Origin of the sequence: Streptomyces sp. SID4985 (assembly GCF_009863025.1) — a bacterium.
Taxonomy (GTDB): domain Bacteria; phylum Actinomycetota; class Actinomycetes; order Streptomycetales; family Streptomycetaceae; genus Streptomyces.
Genome location: NZ_WWIR01000583.1, coordinates 14,677 through 32,582 on the forward strand (window position 1 = coordinate 14,677; position 17,906 = coordinate 32,582).

Annotated in this window: 17 protein-coding genes; 9 read left to right on the forward strand and 8 right to left on the reverse strand. The window is 71.5% G+C overall.

The genetic code is table 11. The annotated features are described in order from the left end of the window. Window positions 1-42 precede the first annotated feature (42 nt). From GTW40_RS25110 to GTW40_RS25130, 5 genes are all read right to left on the reverse strand, one after another. Window positions 43-645 carry an ATP/GTP-binding protein gene (locus GTW40_RS25110; RefSeq protein ID WP_161182445.1) on the reverse strand — a complete coding sequence of 201 codons (603 nt, stop codon included), beginning with the start codon at window positions 643-645 and terminating at the stop codon, window positions 43-45. Between the two features lie 191 nt (window positions 646-836). Continuing rightward, window positions 837-1,250 (reverse strand): DUF742 domain-containing protein, encoded by a 414-nt coding sequence (locus GTW40_RS25115; protein ID WP_161182446.1) that lies wholly within the window; start codon window positions 1,248-1,250, stop codon window positions 837-839. Between the two features lie 19 nt (window positions 1,251-1,269). Then, window positions 1,270-1,707, reverse strand: coding sequence for a roadblock/LC7 domain-containing protein (locus tag GTW40_RS25120; RefSeq protein ID WP_161182447.1), 438 nt, complete (start codon window positions 1,705-1,707; stop codon window positions 1,270-1,272). Beyond that, a complete protein-coding gene (locus GTW40_RS25125) occupies window positions 1,704-4,223 on the reverse strand; it encodes a sensor histidine kinase (protein ID WP_202486399.1) in 2,520 nt (839 codons plus the stop codon). The genes GTW40_RS25120 and GTW40_RS25125 overlap by 4 nt, the downstream gene beginning before the upstream one ends. A gap of 49 nt (window positions 4,224-4,272) precedes the next feature. Then, entirely contained in the window at window positions 4,273-5,046 is a 774-nt protein-coding gene (locus GTW40_RS25130; RefSeq protein WP_161182448.1) for an MHYT domain-containing protein, read from the reverse strand. Between the two features lie 174 nt (window positions 5,047-5,220). On the opposite strand from GTW40_RS25130, the gene GTW40_RS25135 reads away from it, so the two are divergent. After that, window positions 5,221-5,820, forward strand: coding sequence for a class I SAM-dependent methyltransferase (locus GTW40_RS25135; protein WP_161182449.1), 600 nt, complete (start codon window positions 5,221-5,223; stop codon window positions 5,818-5,820). Between the two features lie 77 nt (window positions 5,821-5,897). Here the strand turns inward: GTW40_RS25135 and GTW40_RS25140 are convergent, their stop codons facing one another. Further along, window positions 5,898-6,803 carry an oxygenase MpaB family protein gene (locus GTW40_RS25140; RefSeq protein WP_161182459.1) on the reverse strand — a complete coding sequence of 302 codons (906 nt, stop codon included), beginning with the start codon at window positions 6,801-6,803 and terminating at the stop codon, window positions 5,898-5,900. A gap of 97 nt (window positions 6,804-6,900) precedes the next feature. Here GTW40_RS25140 and GTW40_RS25145 point away from each other — a divergent pair, with 97 nt between their 5' ends. Both GTW40_RS25145 and GTW40_RS25150 read left to right on the forward strand, forming a co-directional pair. Beyond that, a complete protein-coding gene (locus tag GTW40_RS25145; RefSeq protein ID WP_161182450.1) occupies window positions 6,901-7,200 on the forward strand; it encodes a hypothetical protein in 300 nt (99 codons plus the stop codon). Window positions 7,201-7,340: 140 nt separating this feature from the next. Next, entirely contained in the window at window positions 7,341-8,192 is an 852-nt protein-coding gene (locus GTW40_RS25150; protein WP_161182451.1) for a hypothetical protein, read from the forward strand. A 137-nt stretch (window positions 8,193-8,329) separates the two neighbouring features. Here GTW40_RS25150 and GTW40_RS25155 read toward each other — a convergent pair whose 3' ends face one another. Both GTW40_RS25155 and xylA read right to left on the reverse strand, forming a co-directional pair. After that, entirely contained in the window at window positions 8,330-8,512 is a 183-nt protein-coding gene (locus tag GTW40_RS25155) for a hypothetical protein (protein ID WP_018546467.1), read from the reverse strand. Between the two features lie 188 nt (window positions 8,513-8,700). Beyond that, window positions 8,701-9,867, reverse strand: a complete 1,167-nt coding sequence (xylA, locus tag GTW40_RS25160; protein WP_161182452.1) for a xylose isomerase — start codon at window positions 9,865-9,867, stop codon at window positions 8,701-8,703. A 208-nt stretch (window positions 9,868-10,075) separates the two neighbouring features. On the opposite strand from xylA, the gene xylB reads away from it, so the two are divergent. From xylB to GTW40_RS25190, 6 genes are all read left to right on the forward strand, one after another. Next, window positions 10,076-11,521 (forward strand): xylulokinase, encoded by a 1,446-nt coding sequence (gene xylB, locus GTW40_RS25165; protein WP_161182453.1) that lies wholly within the window; start codon window positions 10,076-10,078, stop codon window positions 11,519-11,521. A 121-nt stretch (window positions 11,522-11,642) separates the two neighbouring features. Next, the gene (locus GTW40_RS25170) at window positions 11,643-12,851 is read left to right on the forward strand and encodes an ROK family transcriptional regulator (RefSeq protein ID WP_161182454.1); all 1,209 of its coding nucleotides are present in this window, start codon (window positions 11,643-11,645) and stop codon (window positions 12,849-12,851) included. Between the two features lie 529 nt (window positions 12,852-13,380). Continuing rightward, a complete protein-coding gene (locus GTW40_RS25175) occupies window positions 13,381-13,983 on the forward strand; it encodes an N-acetylmuramoyl-L-alanine amidase (RefSeq protein ID WP_161182455.1) in 603 nt (200 codons plus the stop codon). A 79-nt stretch (window positions 13,984-14,062) separates the two neighbouring features. Next, window positions 14,063-15,397 carry a GAF domain-containing protein gene (locus tag GTW40_RS25180; protein ID WP_161182456.1) on the forward strand — a complete coding sequence of 445 codons (1,335 nt, stop codon included), beginning with the start codon at window positions 14,063-14,065 and terminating at the stop codon, window positions 15,395-15,397. A 57-nt stretch (window positions 15,398-15,454) separates the two neighbouring features. Continuing rightward, window positions 15,455-16,978, forward strand: a complete 1,524-nt coding sequence (gene adh, locus GTW40_RS25185) for an aldehyde dehydrogenase (protein ID WP_161182457.1) — start codon at window positions 15,455-15,457, stop codon at window positions 16,976-16,978. 144 nt (window positions 16,979-17,122) lie between these two features. Further along, a protein-coding gene (locus tag GTW40_RS25190; RefSeq protein WP_343245603.1) for an IS5 family transposase occupies window positions 17,123-17,906 on the forward strand; the annotation gives its coding sequence in 2 pieces (ribosomal slippage) (window positions 17,123-17,452 and window positions 17,455-17,906; 782 coding nt annotated over the 2 pieces). This gene is flagged as partial in the annotation.

Consider the following 17,906-nt stretch of genomic DNA (forward strand, 5'->3'; position numbering starts at 1 on the left):
GCCGCAACCCAGGATCTCGCGGCGCCTCGACCCACCGGTGCCTCAGCTCACCGAGTCCAGCAGTCGGGCGGTGTGCATCCGCCCGGCGTACTCGACAAGCCGGATCAGCACCTCCTTGCCGGAGTCCCGGTCCCGCGCGTCGCACAGGACCACGGGCGTGCCCGAGTCCAGGTCGAGGGCGCGGGAGACGTCGTGGGCGCCGTAGGAACGGGCTCCGGGGAAGCAGTTGACGGCGACCACGAACGGGATGCGCCGGTGCTCGAAGTAGTCGACCGCCGGGAAGCAGTCCTCGAGGCGGCGGGTGTCGGCGAGGACCACGGCGCCCAGGGCGCCCTGGGACAGCTCGTCCCACAGGAACCAGAACCGGTCCTGCCCGGGTGTCCCGAAGAGGTACAGGGCGAGGCCGGAGCGGATGGTGATACGGCCGAAGTCCATGGCCACGGTCGTGGTGACCTTCTGGTCCACGCCGCCGGTGTCGTCCACCAGTCGCCCCGCCTCGCTGAGCATCTCCTCGGTGCGCAGCGGCCGGATCTCGCTGACGGAGCCGACCAGGGTGGTCTTGCCGACGCCGAATCCGCCCGCGACAAGTATCTTCAGCGCCAGGGCGGAGCTGTCGTCGGCGGCGTCGGAGTGCTCAGAGGCCATGATCACTTCTCTCGGGAGGGCCGGCTGCGGTCGACGTGCTCGGAGCGTGGGGTCAGCATCATGACAACTCCGGTACCACTGCGGGCGTTCGGACTGAAAAGCACTCGAAGTGACTGATTCCCCGCCGAATACTTGCCGACTGAGTACGGAACGGCGTAGGTACGAGGCTCGGGCTGGTCGTGAACGTTCATCTACAGCGCCCGCAACCCCTCGATGACCTCGCGCAGAATCCGTTCGTCCGGCAGATGGGCCGGAGGAACCGGGCGGCTGACGGTGACGCAGCCAAGCTCCAGGAGGTCACCGAGGAGCACCCGGACCACGCCGACCGGGAGATCCGCGTCCGCCGCGAGTTCGGCGACCGACTGCGTCTCGGTACGGCACAGCTCGATCAGGGTCCGGTGCTCGGGGCCGAGCGCGGTCCCGTCGTCCATGCCCGGTGCGGCGGGGTCGAGCGTGACGAGCGCGATCAGGTCGAAGGCCACCCCCGTGGGGCCGGGCTGGGTGCGCCCGCCGGTCATGGCGTAGGGGCGCACCAGGGGCCCGGCCTCGCCGTCGTACCACTGGCTGCCCTGCTCCCCCAGGGCGCCTGGCGGGTTCTCGGTCATCCGTGCCGACCCTTCCGGTTCATCCTGCGGCGGGCGGCCGCGCCACGATGCGCGGAGCCGAGGAGAGGTGTTCGCCCACCCGCTTGACCAGGCGCGCCATCTCGTAGGCGACCAGGCCGATGTCGGCGGTGACGGCCGTGAGAACCGCCAGGCAGGAGCCGTCACCGGCGGCCGCCACGAAGAGGAAGGCGTCGTCCATCTCCACCATGGTCTGGCGCACGCCGCCCGCGCCGAAGTGCCGTCCGGCGCCCTTGGCAAGGCTGTTGAAGCCGGAGGCCACGGCGGCCAGATGTTCCGCGTCGTCCCGGCCGAGGCCGCTGGAGGCGCCGACGGCCAGGCCGTCGTTGGAGAGGACGACCGCGTGGCGCACCTCGTGCACCCGCGTCACCAGGTCGTCCAGCAGCCAGTCGAGTTCGCCGGACCGCTGCGCGCCCGTTCTGTCGGAGTTCTGGATCATGCCGGGTCTCCTTCGGTGCTGTCGCTGCCCGTTCGGGCCTCCTGGACGGCGGCGCGGCCGGGCCGCCTGCCGCCGCCGCGCGTCCAGCCGTCTCGGTAGGCCGCCATGCGCTGCCGTACGAGTTCGGGGGTGCGCGTGTCGTCCGCGTCGAGTTCGGGTTCCGGCGCCGCCTCCTCGGGGCGCTGGTGCCTGAGCTGGGGGACGAGGTTCGCCTGGCGCACGCGGCGCGGGAGGTCGTCCGTGGGCTCGGAGTCGTTCGGTGGGTGGTGCGGCCTCAAGGTGCTGACTCCGGGAAGCGGTGGTTCGGGCGCCGGAGCGGGCGCCGGTGGGGCGGTGACGGCCAGCACGGGGCGGTCGGCCGGGGCGGCGACCGCCTGCGGGTGGGACGGCACCTCGGGTACGCGCGCGTACTCGGGGCGCGGCTCCTGGAGCGCCGGGGGCTCCTCGGTGTCCGGTTCCTCGGGGCCGTTGTGCACGAGGGCGGTGGGCAGCAGGACGACGGCGGTGGTGCCGCCGTACGGCGAGGTGCGCAGGTGCACCTTGATCCCGTGCCGGGAGGCGAGTCTGCTGACCACGAAGAGTCCGAGGCGGTCGGTGTCGAAGAGGTCGAGGGCCTCGGACTGCTCGATGCGCCGGTTGGCGTCGGCGAGGACGTCAGGGCCCATGCCGAGCCCCCGGTCCTCGACCTCAAGGACGTAGCCGTTGCCGACGGGTTCGCCGGAGACGCGCACGCGGGTGTGGGGCGGCGAGAACTGGGCCGCGTTCTCCACCAGTTCGGCGAGCAGGTGGGTGAGGTCGGCGACGGCCGCGCCGACGACGGAGGCGGCCGGGAGCTGGCGGACCTCCACGCGCGCGTAGTCCTCGACCTCGGACACGGCGGCGCGGACCACGTTGGTGAGGGAGACCGGCATCCGCCAGGCGCGGCCGGGTGCCGCTCCGGAGAGGATGATCAGGCTCTCGGCGTGGCGCCGCATCCGCGTGGTGAGGTGGTCCAGACGGAAGAGGTCGCTCAGCTCGTCCGGGTCGTCGGAGCGTCGCTCCATGCTGTCGAGCAGGCTGAGCTGGCGATGCACCAGAACCTGGCTGCGCCGGGCGAGGTTGACGAAGACGCCCGAGATGCCGCTGGCCAGTTCGGCGCGCTCCATGGCGGCGCGGAGAGCGGCGCGGTGCACGGTCGTCAGGGCCTCGGCGACCTGGCCGGTCTCGTCCTCGGCCGGGGGCCCGCCGGGTGCCTCCACCCGGATGTCGATCTCCTCACCGGCGCGCAGTTTCCGCATCGCCGCGGGGAGTTTGCGCCGGGCGATCTCCAGAGCGTCGTTGCGCAGACTCACCAGCTCGACCACCAGACCGCGTCCGATGCGGACGGAGATCACCAGTGAGGCGACGACCGCGGCGAGTCCGAAGAGCACGGCGGCGCCCGCGGGGCTGAGCAGTCCCCCGGTGAACGGGTCGGTGCGGCCCGCGACCTCCCGGCTCGTGTCCGCCGCGACGGCGGCCATGCCGTCCTGCACACGCGTGTACGCGACGGTCCAGACCGACCCGGACGACGAGTCGACCGTCCTCGCCTCGCCGCCTGCGGCGAGAACGTCGTTCTCGCTCGCCGTGAGCGACATGTAGGCGCTGTCGCTCGCGACACCGTTCCAGGCGGCGCGCTGGGCGGCGGGCAGGTCCGTGACGGCCGTGTCGGTCAGGGCACGGCGGGTGGTGACGGCGGCTTCGAACAGCCGCAGCCGTTCGCCGCTCAGAGCCGTGGCCGGCCGGGTACCGGCGACGACGGCGTTCTCCTGAGCCAGTGCCTCGGCGGCGCGGGAGAACTCCAGGAGTACGCGCGCGTCGGAGCCGGTGTCGGACTGCTGGATTCCGGTGAGGGCTCCGTCGACGGCAAAGGCGCTGCCAATGGTCTTCGTGTACTGGGCGTACGCCCGGTCCCAGCCGGTCGTCCGGTCGAGTACGGCCGTCCGCAGGGTGCTCAGTTGTTCCGCGCCCGTCACGAAGGCCGTCAGGCGGCTGCCCACCACGGCGGGCAGTTCCTGGCCGGAGGCGACGGTGCTGTCGTCGCCGAGACGCAGCGCGGCCACCGCCCGGTCGGTGCGGGACACGAGCTTCCGGAGGTCGTCGGCGTGGGCCTTGCCCGGATCGTTCGCGTACCGGACGGCGGCGGTCCGTTCGTTCTGGAGGGCGGCGACGGCCGTTGCCACGGGGCTGCGCAGTTCGTCGTCCACGCGCTGCGACTGGCGCAGCCGTGTGACGTCCTGGGCGGTGGTGACGGTGGCGTACGCCCACAGGGCGAGCAGGGAGACCACGGGCACCATCAGCAGGCAGACCACCTTGGCCCGCACGGTGCGCGGGCGCATGTGCCAGCGGCCCGCACGCGGGGGCGCGTAGTCCGGTGGGATGTCGAGGAGCGCGTCCAGGGGCTCGTCGGCCGGCGGTCCGGCATGCGCGCGGCGGCCGCGTCGCGGGGGCGGCGCCTGCGTCGACTCAGCGGCCTGTGGGGTGCTTCGGGGTGGGCGCATGGCCTCCTCGCTCGGTACGTGGTTCGGTGCTGCCGGGTCCTGGCTCCCGCTAGCGGGCGGCCTTCTCGACGGGCCGTTGGGCGGTGGCGGACGCCGCGCGCTCGTCAGCCGTGGGTGAGAGGGCCACGAAGGCCGAGGTGATGAACAGGTAGGAGCCGAGGCCGACGGCGAGCGGGAAGATGAACTGCATCGCCGTGGCTCCGGGCAGCGGCGTGCCCGAGGGGTCGACCCGCACGCTCACGGCGAACATTCCGCTGTAGTGCATGCTGCTGACGGCCGCGCCCATGACCAGGGAGGCGAGGGTCACCGCGAGGGGCGACCTGATGTTGAGGCCGGCCCACAGCGCCGCCGTCGCGGCCACGACGGCGATCACCACCGAGAGGCCGACCAGGGCGGGGTCGTAGCTCACGTTCCCGTGCAGCCTCACCGCGGCCATGCCGAGATAGTGCATCGCGGCGACGCCGAGACCGGTGGTGAGGCCGCCGATCAGGAGGGCCCGGTTGCGGTCCTTGCCGTAGCCGACGGCGAAGACACCGGCGCAGACGACGACCATGGCGACGACGAGGCTGAGAATGGTCAGGGGCACGTCGTAACGGATGTCGGTGCCGCTCACCCGGAAGCCGAGCATGGCCACGAAGTGCATGGTCCAGATGCCGGTGCCGATCGCGGAGGCGGCCGTGACGAGCCAGTTGCGGCGCGCGCGTCCGGTGGTGGCGAGTGCGCGCACGGTGCAGCGCAGGCCGAGCGCGGCACCTGTGCAGGCCATCGCGTACGACAGTGCGGGGGTCAGCCAGCCGAAGGCGGCGTGGTCCATGTGTCCCATGGCTCACGGACGCTAGCCGGGGCAGGGGCGTACGCAGGGGGCGCGTTTCGAAAGGTGTCACAACATGACACAAACGCTGTCACAGCATGACGCAGAGTTGCGATGAACGGGTCGTATCGTGCTCGATCATGCGCGCGGCGGCGTCATCGGGTCCGGTGAGAGATCATGCGGAACATGAGTGACGACCACACACACGTCCAGGAGTTCTTCGGCGCCCGGGCGGCCGGCTGGGACCGCAAGTTCCCCGATGACGGCCCGGCCTACCAGGCCGGGGTCGCCGATCTCGGGCTGAACGAGGGCGACCGCGTGCTGGACGCGGGCTGCGGCACCGGACGCGCACTGCCGTTCCTGCGGTCCGCCGTCGGGCCCGGGGGGACGGTGATCGGGGCCGACCTGACCCCGGCGATGCTCAGGGCCGCGGCGGACGCGGGCCGGGACCGCGACGCGGCACTGCTGCTCGCCGATGTCGTCGCGCTGCCGCTGCGCGCGGAGTCCCTGGACGCCGTCTTCGCGGCGGGGCTGATCGCACACTTGCCGGACCCCGCCGAGAACCTCCGTGAGCTGGCCCGTGTGGTGCGGCCCGGCGGGGTGCTCGCGCTGTTCCACCCCATCGGCCGGGCGGCGCTGGCGGCACGCCAGGGGCGGGAACTCACCCCGGCCGATCTGCGGGCCGAGGCCAATCTGGCGCCGCTCCTCGCCGGTTCGGGCTGGCGCATGACGTCGTACGTCGACCAGGACGACCACTTCCTGGCCCTGGCGGTGCGCAAGTCCTGAGGCGGGCTGCGGGCGCGCGTGGACACCGGCGCGTGTCCGGCGGTGGCCGCCTCAACCGGCCGCTTCCCGGCTTCCGTTCACTCCTGCACGTCGGCCACCGGGGTGTGCGTGTGCCGTACCGGGCAGCCGCCCAGTCCGGGCACGGGCCGTGTACCCAGGTCGGCGGTCCGGTAGCCGTCCGGGTAGCTTCTGACCTCCCAGTTCTGGCGGGCGAAGTGCGGGGCGCGGCGCGGTGGCAGCAGCCGGACCAGTCGGCCACGCGTCCGCACGACGCGGCGTACGAGTGTGGTTGCCGCCGCGCCGGGCGGCTCGTACCGGAAGGCACGCAGCAGGGGCTCGTCGAGCAGCGCGAGCGTGGTCGTGCGCAGCAAGGGCGCGAGGGGGCGCGGGTACCAGGACGCCATCAGGTCGAGGGTGGCGTCGGAGACCTGCCGGGAACGCTCGTCCCAGGCGAAGTGAGTCTCTTCGTAGGCGTCGAGCAGGGCCTCGAACTCCTCATAGGTCTCCGGAATGCCGGGGATGCCCAGGTGGCGGCCGAAGGTGCGGTAATACTCGGTGGTGGCGACGACCTCGTGCCGGGACAGACGCCGCCAGCCGTAGGCGTCGATCCAGCGCCGGGGCATCACGACGAAGGTGGAGAGCACGTAGCGCATGTCCTCGTCGCTGATGTCGTACGCGCGGTGCATCTGGTTGACACGGCGGATCGCGGTGCGGGCCTGCTCAGCGGCGAAGCCGTGCTCCATGACGGCGTCGAGGAGCAGCGAGGTGTCGTCGTACCGCTTCTGCGTGCGTTCGGTCAGCTCCGCCGTCTCCGCCAGCAGACGCCCGATGCTCGGGACGGCGTAGGTGCGGAACAGAGCCAGTTCCAGTGCCCTCGTGTAGTCCCACGGGAACTCGAACGCCGCGCTGAGCCGGTAGATCTCGTGGGCGTCGGCCACCGGGTCCAGCCGCCGGATCTCCCGCAGCCGCGCGAACCGCTTCACTGACATGTCCCCTTCTGCCGTCGAATTTCCAACTCTACGGTGAACAACGGCAGAAGCTCGATCGGCGACTACCCCGGTCAGGGGAAAGGCGGTCCGCATGTTCGACGCGATTCGCAGGTACGCGACCAGGTTTCACAGCACCTCCTCACAGGTGAAGTCCGTGGGGAGCCCGGCGCGGCGTACCCCCAACTTGTTCGAAGCGGCGGCCGCCTATGTGGCGGCGCGCGCCGAGGACGATCAGGACGGGATCGACGAGGCGTCCGCGTGGGTGTCGCCGGAGGCGCTGTCCTTCGGGGTCGGCGAGTTGGCGTGCCGCGCGGTCGTCACCCTCGCCCGGGAACGGTCCATGTCCCCTCGTGCGGTCGCTCATGATCTCCTCGGCCTGCCGGCGGTGTGAAAGAGGGCGCTGACGGACAGGGGGCGATTCGCCCCCGTCCGGGCGGAAAGCCCCAGCTCCGCGTGGTGCGTGGAGTCGTGACAAGCCTCTCCCCCGCCCACTAGGGTGCGCGCCACGGACGAACCACTGGGGAGGCTGAGATGGCCGGGACGGACGAGGAGGCTGTCGCCTCCAGCGACGCGTTGTTCGTACTCACGGCGGTGCTGCTGACACCGGCACAGTTCCCCAGTGTGCTGGGTGACGACTACCCGGAGGCGTGTGCGGCGCTGGGACTGGCGCCGTGCGCCGACGGGTACGGACTGGTTCTCGGCCAGGACGGCGAGGGGGCCCGCTGGACGGCCGTGATCGACGACGTGTCGCTGGTCGCCGTGGCCATCGCGTCCTGGGACTGCGGTATGGAGTACGACCTGTCGCCGGACGAGCGAACGATCGTGGCGGCGCTGCCCGGCTGGCCTCTCGCCGTCGCCGTCGCGGCACCCGATGTGCCCGCACCGCACGACCCGTCGCCGGAGGACGGGGGCATGGAACCGCTCGTCCCGCCCGACGCCACGGTCTGGGGACCGGCGCAGCGGCGGCTCGGAGCCGACGAGATCGCACTCCAGTGGGCGACATGGCGGAACCAGCTGCGCGGCAGCGCCTTCGCCACGCCGGACGACTCGGCGGACGGGAAGGAGGCGGCGGAGGACGCCGCATCCCCTGCCGAGGAGCGCAAGCCGAAGGGCGGGCATCCCGGAATCCGGCGGGTGCTGGCGGAGGCACGCGCGTATCTCGACTCGCCGCCGCCGCTCGGCCGGGTCCGCTCGACGTTCGCCTCCGGAGACGCCCGGACGCTGCGCGCCGATGGACCCGGCTGGTCGATCGTGGCCCGCACCGACGACGTCGCCTTCGTCCTCCTCGACGAGCATCCCGGTGAGGTGCTGCCGGTGGGCCGTGGCCCGGAGCTTCCCGGCCTGCTGGAGGCGCTGGACAAGATGGCCGTACGACCCAACTGATCCGGCGTACGGCCCACCTGGTCCGACAGCGGACACTCTCGACGGCGCCGGAGGAACCACGCCACCCGCGCAAGGCGCGACCTCCGGCGCGCGGTCTGCCCGCGGCCGACTCGGCGAGAGGACCGACCCGGCTCGCGTCAGCGGCCCAGCTCCTTCCGCGTGACCCGGCGCAGCCTGCGCCGCTGCGAGGGGTCCAGCGCCAGATAGGCGGCGGTCGGGACTCCCACGATGACCAGAAGCGCCACCCACCAGGGCAGCCATATCAGCAAGATCAGCCCGACGGCCAGACCACCCACCGCGATCTTCGCGTTCCTGGACATGAGCGTCGCCTCCTTCATCGCAGCCACTGCCGCTCTCTGCAATGGAAACGGCCTCGCGAGCCCCGCGGTTCCAGCCTCCACCCCTGAGACGCCCCTGAGGAACCCCTGAGACGCATCTCGGGGACTCCGCAGGGACTACGAAGACGGGAGACCGGGTACACCCCGCACTTCAACCCGGCGGACGCGCTTCAGCCCCGCGCACCGAGCAGGTGGTCCATCGCCAGCTGGTCCAGCCGCTCGAAGGCCATGCCCCGCGCACCGGCGGACTCGACGTCGAAGTCCTCGAACGCGGTACGGTCGGCGAGCAGCGCGTCCAGGCCGTCCGCCGCCGTCGGCCGGGCGAGCTGGTCGAGGCGCGAGGCACGCAGGGCCTCCTGGACCTCCGGGTCGGCCCGGAAGGCGGCGGCGCGGTCCTTCAGGATGAGGTAGTTGCGCATGCAGCCGGCCGCCGACGCCCACACCCCGTCGAGGTCCTCGGTCCGCGGCGGCTTGAAGTCGAAGTGCCGGGGCCCGTCGTAACCGGCGCTCTCCAGCAGGTCGACGAGCCAGAAGGCGGACCGGAGGTCCCCCGCGCCGAAGCGCAGGTCCTGGTCGTACTTGATGCCCGACTGGCCGTTGAGGTCGATGTGGAAGAGCTTGCCCGCCCACAGCGCCTGGGCGATGCCGTGCGGGAAGTTGAGACCCGCCATCTGCTCGTGCCCGACCTCGGGGTTGACGCCGTACAGCTCGGGCCGCTCCAGGCGCTCGATGAACGCGAGGGCGTGGCCGACGGTCGGGAGCAGGATGTCACCGCGCGGCTCGTTCGGCTTGGGCTCGATGGCGAAGCGGATGTCATACCCCTGCGCGGTGACGTACTCGCCGAGGAGGTCGAACGCCTCCTTCATCCGGTCCAGCGCGTGGCGCACGTCCTTGGCCCCGCCGGACTCGGCGCCCTCGCGGCCGCCCCAGGCGACGTAGGTCCGGGCGCCGAGTTCCACGGCGAGGTCGATGTTGCGGATGGTCTTGCGCAGGGCGTAGCGCCGCACGTCGCGGTCGTTGGCGGTGAACCCGCCGTCCTTGAAGACCGGGTGCGTGAAGAGGTTGGTGGTGGCCATCGGCACGGTCATGCCGGTGGCGTCCAGGGCCTGCCGGAAGCGCTTGACGTGCGACTCGCGCTCGGTCTCCGAGGCGCCGAACGGAATGAGGTCGTCGTCGTGGAAGGTGACCCCGTGGGCGCCCAGCTCGGCCAGGCGCTGGACCGTCTCGACCGGGTCGAGGGCACGGCGGGTGGCGTCGCCGAAGGGGTCCTTGCCCTGCCAGCCGACGGTCCACAGACCGAAGGTGAACTTGTCCTCGGGGGTGGGCTGGTAACTCATGTCGCGGCTCCTTCGCTGCGCACGGCTATTTCGTCATGGCCGTTTACAAATTAGTATGCGAACACATCTCTGGGAAGAGACAAGGTGTCTTGGACAGTGAGGCGGGCCTTCGACAGGTGCCGTGCGGGGTTCGACGGACAACGCGAACCATGCCGGTGCCGGGGCCTCTCGCCGTCCGCCCCGCAGAGCCGCGGAAGAGGAGAGCCCGATGTCAGCAGCCGAGGGTCCGCTCGTCGTCGGCGTGGACACGTCCACGCAGTCCACGAAGGCGCTGGTCGTCGACGTGGCCACCGGGGAGGTCGTGGCGAGCGGTCAGGCGCCCCACACGGTGTCCTCCGGCGAGGGCCGGGAGAGCGACCCCCGCCAGTGGTGGGAGGCCCTGTGCGAGGCGCTGCACCAGTGCGGCGACGCGGCGCGCGAGGCGGCGGCCGTGTCGATCGGCGGCCAGCAGCACGGCCTGGTCACGCTGGATGGACAGGGCGATCCGGTACGCCCCGCGCTCCTGTGGAACGACGTCCGCTCGGCGCCGCAGGCCCGCCGTCTCGTGGACGAACTGGGCGGCCCGAAGGCCTGGGCGGAGCGCACGGGAAGCGTGCCTGGCCCGTCGTTCACGGTGACGAAGTGGGCATGGCTGGCCGAGCACGAGCCCGAGTCGGTCCGCGCCACCAGGGCGGTGCGGCTCCCCCACGACTACCTCACCGAACGCCTCACCGGTCAGGGCACCACCGACCGGGGCGACGCCTCCGGCACCGGCTGGTGGGCGTCCGCGACGGAGACGTACGACGAGGAGACCCTGGCTCACGTGGGTCTCGACCCGGCGCTGCTGCCGCGCGTGGTGCGTCCCGGCGAGGTGGCCGGAACCGTTCGTGACAGCCATGATCTGCCGTTCTCCAAGGGAACGCTGGTCGCGCCGGGCACGGGCGACAACGCGGCCGCCGCGCTCGGTCTGGGACTGCGTCCGGGCACCCCCGTGCTCAGCCTCGGCACCTCGGGCACCGTGTACGCCGTCTCCCGGCACCGGCCCGCCGATCCGACCGGTACGGTCGCCGGTTTCGCCGACGCCCATGGGGACTGGCTGCCGCTGGCCTGCACCCTCAACTGCACGCTCGCGGTGGACCGGATCGCCGCCCTGCTGGGCCTGGACCGCGAAGCCGTCGAGCCCGCCACGTCGGTCACCTTGCTCCCGTACCTGGACGGCGAGCGCACGCCGAACCTGCCGCACGCCTCCGGCCTGCTGCACGGGCTGCGCCACGACACGACCGCCGGTCAACTCCTCCAGGCCGCCTACGACGGCGCGGTCCACTCCCTGCTCGGTGCCCTCGACCTGGTGCTCGACCAGGACGCCGACCGCACCACTCCCCTGCTGCTGATCGGCGGCGGCGCTCGCGGCACGGCATGGCGGCAGACGGTACGCAGGCTGTCGGGCCGCCCGGTCCAGATCCCCGAGGCCAGGGAGCTGGTCGCGCTCGGCGCCGCCGCCCAGGCGGCGGGCCTGCTGACCGGCGAGGACCCGGCGGCGGTGGCCCGCCGTTGGAACACGGCGGCAGGGCCGGTGCTGGACCCCATGGAGCGGGACGAGGCCGCCCTCGCCCGGATCTCCGGGGTACTCTCCGACGCGGCCCCGCTGCTGGAACGGGATACGGAACGCGGCTGAGCGGAACGGCTCGGCCACGAACTCACGTATCGGCGGCACATCATGAACGCCGTCGGTGCCGCGAAATCGGCGGCCGCCATGTACCGGCCGCACGAAGGAACACCGAGGAAACGACGGAGGCATGACCGCACCGCTGCCCGACGCGCGCCCGCCGAGGAAGGGGCGCGCGCTGCCGGACACCCAGCACGGCATACGCCGACGCAACCTGGGGCGCGTCATGCACGCCGTCAGCGCGGAAGGCCCGCTGTCGCGAGCCGCGGTCGCCTCGCACATCGGCCTGACCCGGGCGGCCGTCTCGACCATGGTCGACGACTTGATCCGCTGGGAACTCCTGGAGGAACTGGGCCCTGAACGGCCCGGCCGGGTAGGCCGTCCGGGATCCGCGCTCGCGGTGAGCGGACGCGGTCCCACGGGCATCGGCGCCGAGGTCGGCGTGGACCACCTCGCCGTGTGCGCCGTCGATCTGCGGGGCAGAGTGCGCGCCCGGGCCGTGCGCCACGGCTCCAACCGGGGGCGCGCTCCCGAACCGGTGACGGAAGAACTCACGAACCTGATCCGCGGGGTCGTGACCGAGGCGGAACGGGACGGTCTGTGGGCGGCGGGGCTCGCGGTGGCTGTGCCCGGACTGATCGCCCGCGACGGTCGTACGGTCGTCCGCGCGCCGAACCTCGGCTGGCGGGACACCGACCTCGGCGCTCTACTGCCCGCCGAGCTGTCCCCGACCGTGGACAACGAGGCCAATTTCGGCGCTCTCGCGGAGCTGTGGCTCGGCGCCGGCACACCTCCCGACTTCCTGCATGTGTCGGCGGAGATCGGCATCGGCGCTGCGGTCGTCGTGGATGGAGACCTGCTGCGCGGCACGCGGGGATTCGCGGGCGAGCTGGGGCATGTGCCGGTCCGGCCCGACGGGCCCGCATGCCCCTGCGGCGGCCGGGGCTGCCTGGAGCAGTACGCGGGCGAGGAGGCGGTCCGGCGCGCGGCCGGCATCGAGCCACACGAGGAACTGGTCGGACTGCTCGCGGAACGCGCCGAGTCGGGCGACCGGGCCGTACGCACCGCCCTGAACGACGCCGGTACGGCGCTGGGCATCGCCCTGACCGGAGCGGTCAACCTCCTCGACCCCGAGACGGTCGTCCTCGGCGGGGCCCTGGCCGGGCTGTCCCCCTGGCTGCTTCCCTCGCTGGAGGCGGAGTTGCGCGGTCGCACGGCCGGTCCGGCCTGCCCGGTGACGGTGTCCACGCTCGGTCCGGAGGGGCCGCTGCTCGGCGCTGCGCATGCCGTGGTGCGAGGGGTGCTGGACGACCCGGCGGTCGTGGCGGAACGGGCCTGACGGCGACTTCCCCGCAGCGCTGAGACGCGGTGGTCGGTGCCGCCTGGTCCTGGTGCGACTCGATGCGCGGCCTGGCGCCCCGTGCGGGTCTGCCGAAACTCACTCGTTCGGGCGGCCGAGTTGTCCACAGGCCCAGCCCTGTCCACGGAAACGTCGCACGGTCTTCTGCCCAACTCGGCCTCGTCGTACCGTGATTCACACGAGGCGCGACCGCCGGACCAGCCCGGCGTGCCCCACCCCGTACGAAGAACGCACACGCAGGGCATCGAGGAACGACACGCGTCGGGGAACACACCTACTCCGGTGAGCCGGACGCATGCCGGGGCAACCCGGGAGGCCCAATCCCCTCGGCCGCCGCGCGTCGCACTGAACTGCTCGCACGCAGTGGGGATACACACGTGAGAGCCGTTCGCGTGTGCGGCGTTACCGACCGGCGGCAGCGTCCTCGAAACGCGATCCGGCACCGGCTCCGACGGTCGGCTGCCGATCGGCTGTGCCCAACTTCCCACCCTCAGAAAGGCATCGGACGATGGAAAAGAAGCGGGCCCTTCACCACCTGACCCGACGCGGCCTCCTGAAGGGTGCGGCACTTGCCGCCGCCCCCTACGCACTGCTGTCAGGCCCCCAGGCGAGCGCACGGCCCTCCGTGGACTATCCCGGCGGGGAGTGGTACCCGGCGAGCAGCGCCAACTACACCGTTTCCAGCCGCCCTTCCGCCTACACGATCGACCGTGTGGTCATCCACGTCACCCAGGAGACCTACATCCGCGCGCTGAACATCTTCAGCGACCCGGAGAAACAGGTGTCCGCGCACTATGTCGTCCGCTCGGCGGACGGTCATGTCACCCAGTGCGTCCGTGAGGCCGACGTCGCCTGGCACGCGGGCAACTGGGACTACAACACCCGCAGCATCGGCATCGAGCACGAGGGCTGGGTGGACCAGCCCTCCTACTTCACGAACGCGCTCTACGAGCAGTCCGCGCGGCTGACGGCGACGATCTGCGCCAAGTACGGCATCCCGAGAGACAGGGAGCACATCATCGGCCACTACGAAGTACCCGGCACCGATCACACCGACCCGGGCGTGAACTGGGACTGGGTCCGCTACATCAGACTGGTCAATTTCGCCTAGTCCCGCGTCACGGCGGTTGTCCGCGTCGGCACCGCGCGTGACGATGATCCCAGCTGTTCCACCGTCCGGGGAGGACGAGTTGACCGATCAGTGGGTGGCCCTGGAGCCGGGAGCCGACCCGGCCGAGCGGGTCCGGACGCTGCGCCAGGCGCACGAGAGGTTCACCATGGCGGGCACGGTGCCGCAGCGGGTGCGGTCGGTGGTCGCGGAGTCGTGGCGGCGCAGCGCGCGGGCGGGTGTACGAGTCGACGGGACAGCGAGCGTGGAGCTGACCGACGGCGACCTGGGCATCTATCGCGCCGAGCATCCACTGGCCCGGGTGATGCCCTTGTTCAGAGAGCTCTTGGGCACCTTCGCCGCCGACGGCGAGCATCTCCTGGCGGTGTGCGACGCGCACGGCAGACTCATGTGGGTCGAGGGGCATCCGGCGACACGGCGCCAGGCGGACCGGATGAACTTCGTGCCGGGTGCGCGCTGGTCGGAGACCGCCGTCGGGACCAACGCGCCCGGCACCGCCGTGGCCGTGGACCGGCCGGTCCAGGTCTTCTCGGCGGAGCACTTCATAAGGCGCGTGCAGCCATGGACGTGCGCGGCCGCGCCGGTGCACGATCCGCGCACCGGACGGGTCCTGGGTGCCGTCGACATCACCGGCGGGGACCGGCTGGCGCATCCGCACAGCCTGGGCTTCGTGCAGGCGGTGGCACGGGCGGCCGAATCGCACCTGGCCCTCCTCGCCCCGCCCCGCAAAGCCGAGGACGCGCCGTTCCTGAGCGCGCTGGGCCGTGACGAGGCGCAGCTCCGTCTGGGCAACGGGCAGCGGATCGGGCTCAGCCGACGGCACAGCGAGATCCTCGTGCTGCTGGCCCGTCACCCCGAGGGCATGACCGGCGACGAGTTGCTGTGCGCGCTGTACGCCGACGAGTCGGTGACGCCGGTGACGCTGCGCGCCGAACTGGCCCGACTGCGCCGACTGCTGACACCGGGGCTCCTGGCCTCACGCCCGTACCGGCTGACGGCGCCGGTGGAGTCCGATGTCGCCGTGGTGGAACGCAGGCTGGAGGCGGGTGCGCTCACTACGGCGTGCAGGGCCTACCGGGGTCCGCTGCTGCCGGGTTCACAAGCGCCCTCGGTCGTACGGCTCCAGCGACGGCTCGCCGCCGCCCTGCGGACGGCACTGATCACGCACGGCGATCCGGATCTGCTCGCCGACTGGGCGCACGCTCCGTGGGGCGAGGCCGATCTGCTGGTGTGGCGAGCGCTGGCGGCGGTCCGGCCGACGGCTCCCGTCCGAGCACGGCTCGCGGCATTGGAGGCCGAACTGGCCGCTCCCGCGACCGCTGTCCGGCGGCCACTCGGAGCTCGCACACCCGCGTTGACCAGCAACGCAACATATTTGCAACGTCCGCCCGTCTAGTTTTCTGACCGAGAGCCGTCCAATGGCGGGCGGCACTTCACCGGGAGGCAGAGCAGCATGACCCGATACGCGACGCCGGGCTCCGAGGGCTCGATCGTCTCCTACCAGCCGCGTTACGACCACTTCATCGGCGGTGAGTACGTCCCGCCGGCGCGCGGCCAGTACTTCGACAACCCGTCGCCGGTCAACGGGCAGCCGTTCACCGAGATCGCGCGCGGCACGGCGGAGGACGTCGAGCGGGCGTTGGACGCGGCGCACGCGGCGGCGCCGGGCTGGGCCCGTACGTCGGTGACGGAGCGTTCGGACATCCTGCTGAAGATCGCCGACCGCATGGAGGCCAACCTCGAGGCCCTGGCGGTGGCCGAGACCTGGGAGAACGGCAAGCCGGTCCGCGAGACGCTGGCCGCCGACATCCCGCTCGCGATCGACCACTTCCGGTACTTCGCGGGAGCGATCCGCGCGCAGGAGGGCTCGCTCGGCGAGATCGACGACGACACCGTGGCGTACCACTTCCACGAGCCGCTCGGCGTTGTCGCGCAGATCATCCCGTGGAACTTCCCGATCCTGATGGCGACCTGGAAGCTCGCCCCGGCGCTCGCCGCGGGCAACGCGGTGGTCCTCAAGCCGGCCGAGCAGACCCCGGCGTCGATCCACTTCTGGATGAGCCTCGTCTCCGACCTGCTCCCGCCGGGTGTGCTGAACATCGTCAACGGCTTCGGGGTGGAGGCGGGCAAGCCGCTGGCCTCCAGCCCCCGGGTGGCGAAGGTGGCGTTCACCGGTGAGACCACGACCGGGCGGCTGATCATGCAGTACGCCTCGGAGAACATCAAGCCGGTCACCCTGGAGCTCGGCGGCAAGTCGCCCAACATCTTCTTCGACGACGTGTGGCTGCACGACGACGACTTCCGCGACAAGGCGCTCGAGGGCTTCACGATGTTCGCCCTCAACCAGGGTGAGGTCTGCACGTGCCCGTCCCGTGCGCTCGTCCAGCGCGGTCACTACGCCGAGTTCATCGAGGCCGCCGTCGCCCGCACCAAGCTCATCAAGCCCGGCCACCCCCTCGACACCGAGACGATGATCGGCGCCCAGGCGTCCAACGACCAGCTGGAGAAGATCCTCTCCTACCTGGACATCGGCCGCCAGGAGGGCGCCAAGGTGCTCACCGGCGGCGAGCGCATCGAGTACGACGGCGAACTGAAGGGTGGTTACTACGTCCAGCCGACCATCTTCGAGGGCGACAACCGCATGCGGATCTTCCAGGAGGAGATCTTCGGCCCGGTCGTCTCGGTCACGTCGTTCGACGACTTCGACGACGCCATGAAGCTCGCCAATGACACCCTCTACGGCCTCGGCGCCGGCGTCTGGACCCGCGACATCAACACCGCGTACCGCGCAGGCCGCACCATCCAGGCAGGCCGCGTCTGGACCAACTGCTACCACGCCTACCCGGCCCACGCCGCCTTCGGCGGCTACAAGCAGTCCGGGATCGGCCGCGAGACACACAAGATGATGCTGGAGCACTACCAGCAGACGAAGAACTTGCTCGTGTCGTACTCGCCGAAGAAGCTCGGCTTCTTCTAGGAGCACGCAAGAGGGTGCCGACCAGGTGTGTTGCCCAGTCGGCACCCTTCCGAGACCACGTTTCCGGGCCAGGCCAGGACTTAGAGGTCCTAACAGAAGCCGTTGATCATGTGACTTTCGGATTGGCTGGTCGTTGGTCCGATCGTGGGGAAACGTCAGTCGCGGCCCTGGATCGTCTCGGACGAACTGTGGTCGCTCATCGAGCCGTTGCTGCCCGTGCCGGGTCCGAAGCTGGTCGAGGGCAGACCGCGAGTCCCGGACCGGCAGGCGCTGTGCGGGATCCTGTTCGTCCTGCACACGGGCATCCAGTGGGAGTACCTGCCGCAGGAACTGGGCTTCGGCTCGGGCATGACCTGCTGGCGGCGCCTCGCCGCGTGGAACGAGGCCGGCGTGTGGGACGAACTGCACCTGGTGCTCCTGAAGAAGCTGCGGGCGGCGAACAAGCTGGACTGGTCCCGGGCGGTGATCGACTCCTCCCACGTCCGGGCCGCTCGACGGGGCCCAAAAGCGGTCCCAGCCCGGTCGATCGCGCACGGCCGGGCAGCAAGCACCACGTTCTCACCGACGGCCAGGGCATCCCGCTCGCGGTGTCGCTGACCGGTGGAAACCGCAACGACGTCACCCAGCTGATGCCCCTGCTCGACAAGATCCCGGCGGTTGCCGGCGTCGTCGGCCGCCCCAGACATCGACCCGACACGCTGCTTGCCGACCGCGGCTACGACCACGACAAATACCGGCGCCTACTGTGGCAGCGCGGCATCCGCCCGGTCATCGCTGAGCGAGGCGTGCAACACGGCTCTGGCCTGGGCATTTTCCGCTGGGTCGTCGAGCGCACCATCGCCTGGCTGCACGGCTTTCGCCGCCTGCGGATCCGCTGGGAGCGACGCGACGACATCCACGAGGCCTTCCTCGGTCTCGCCACCTGCCT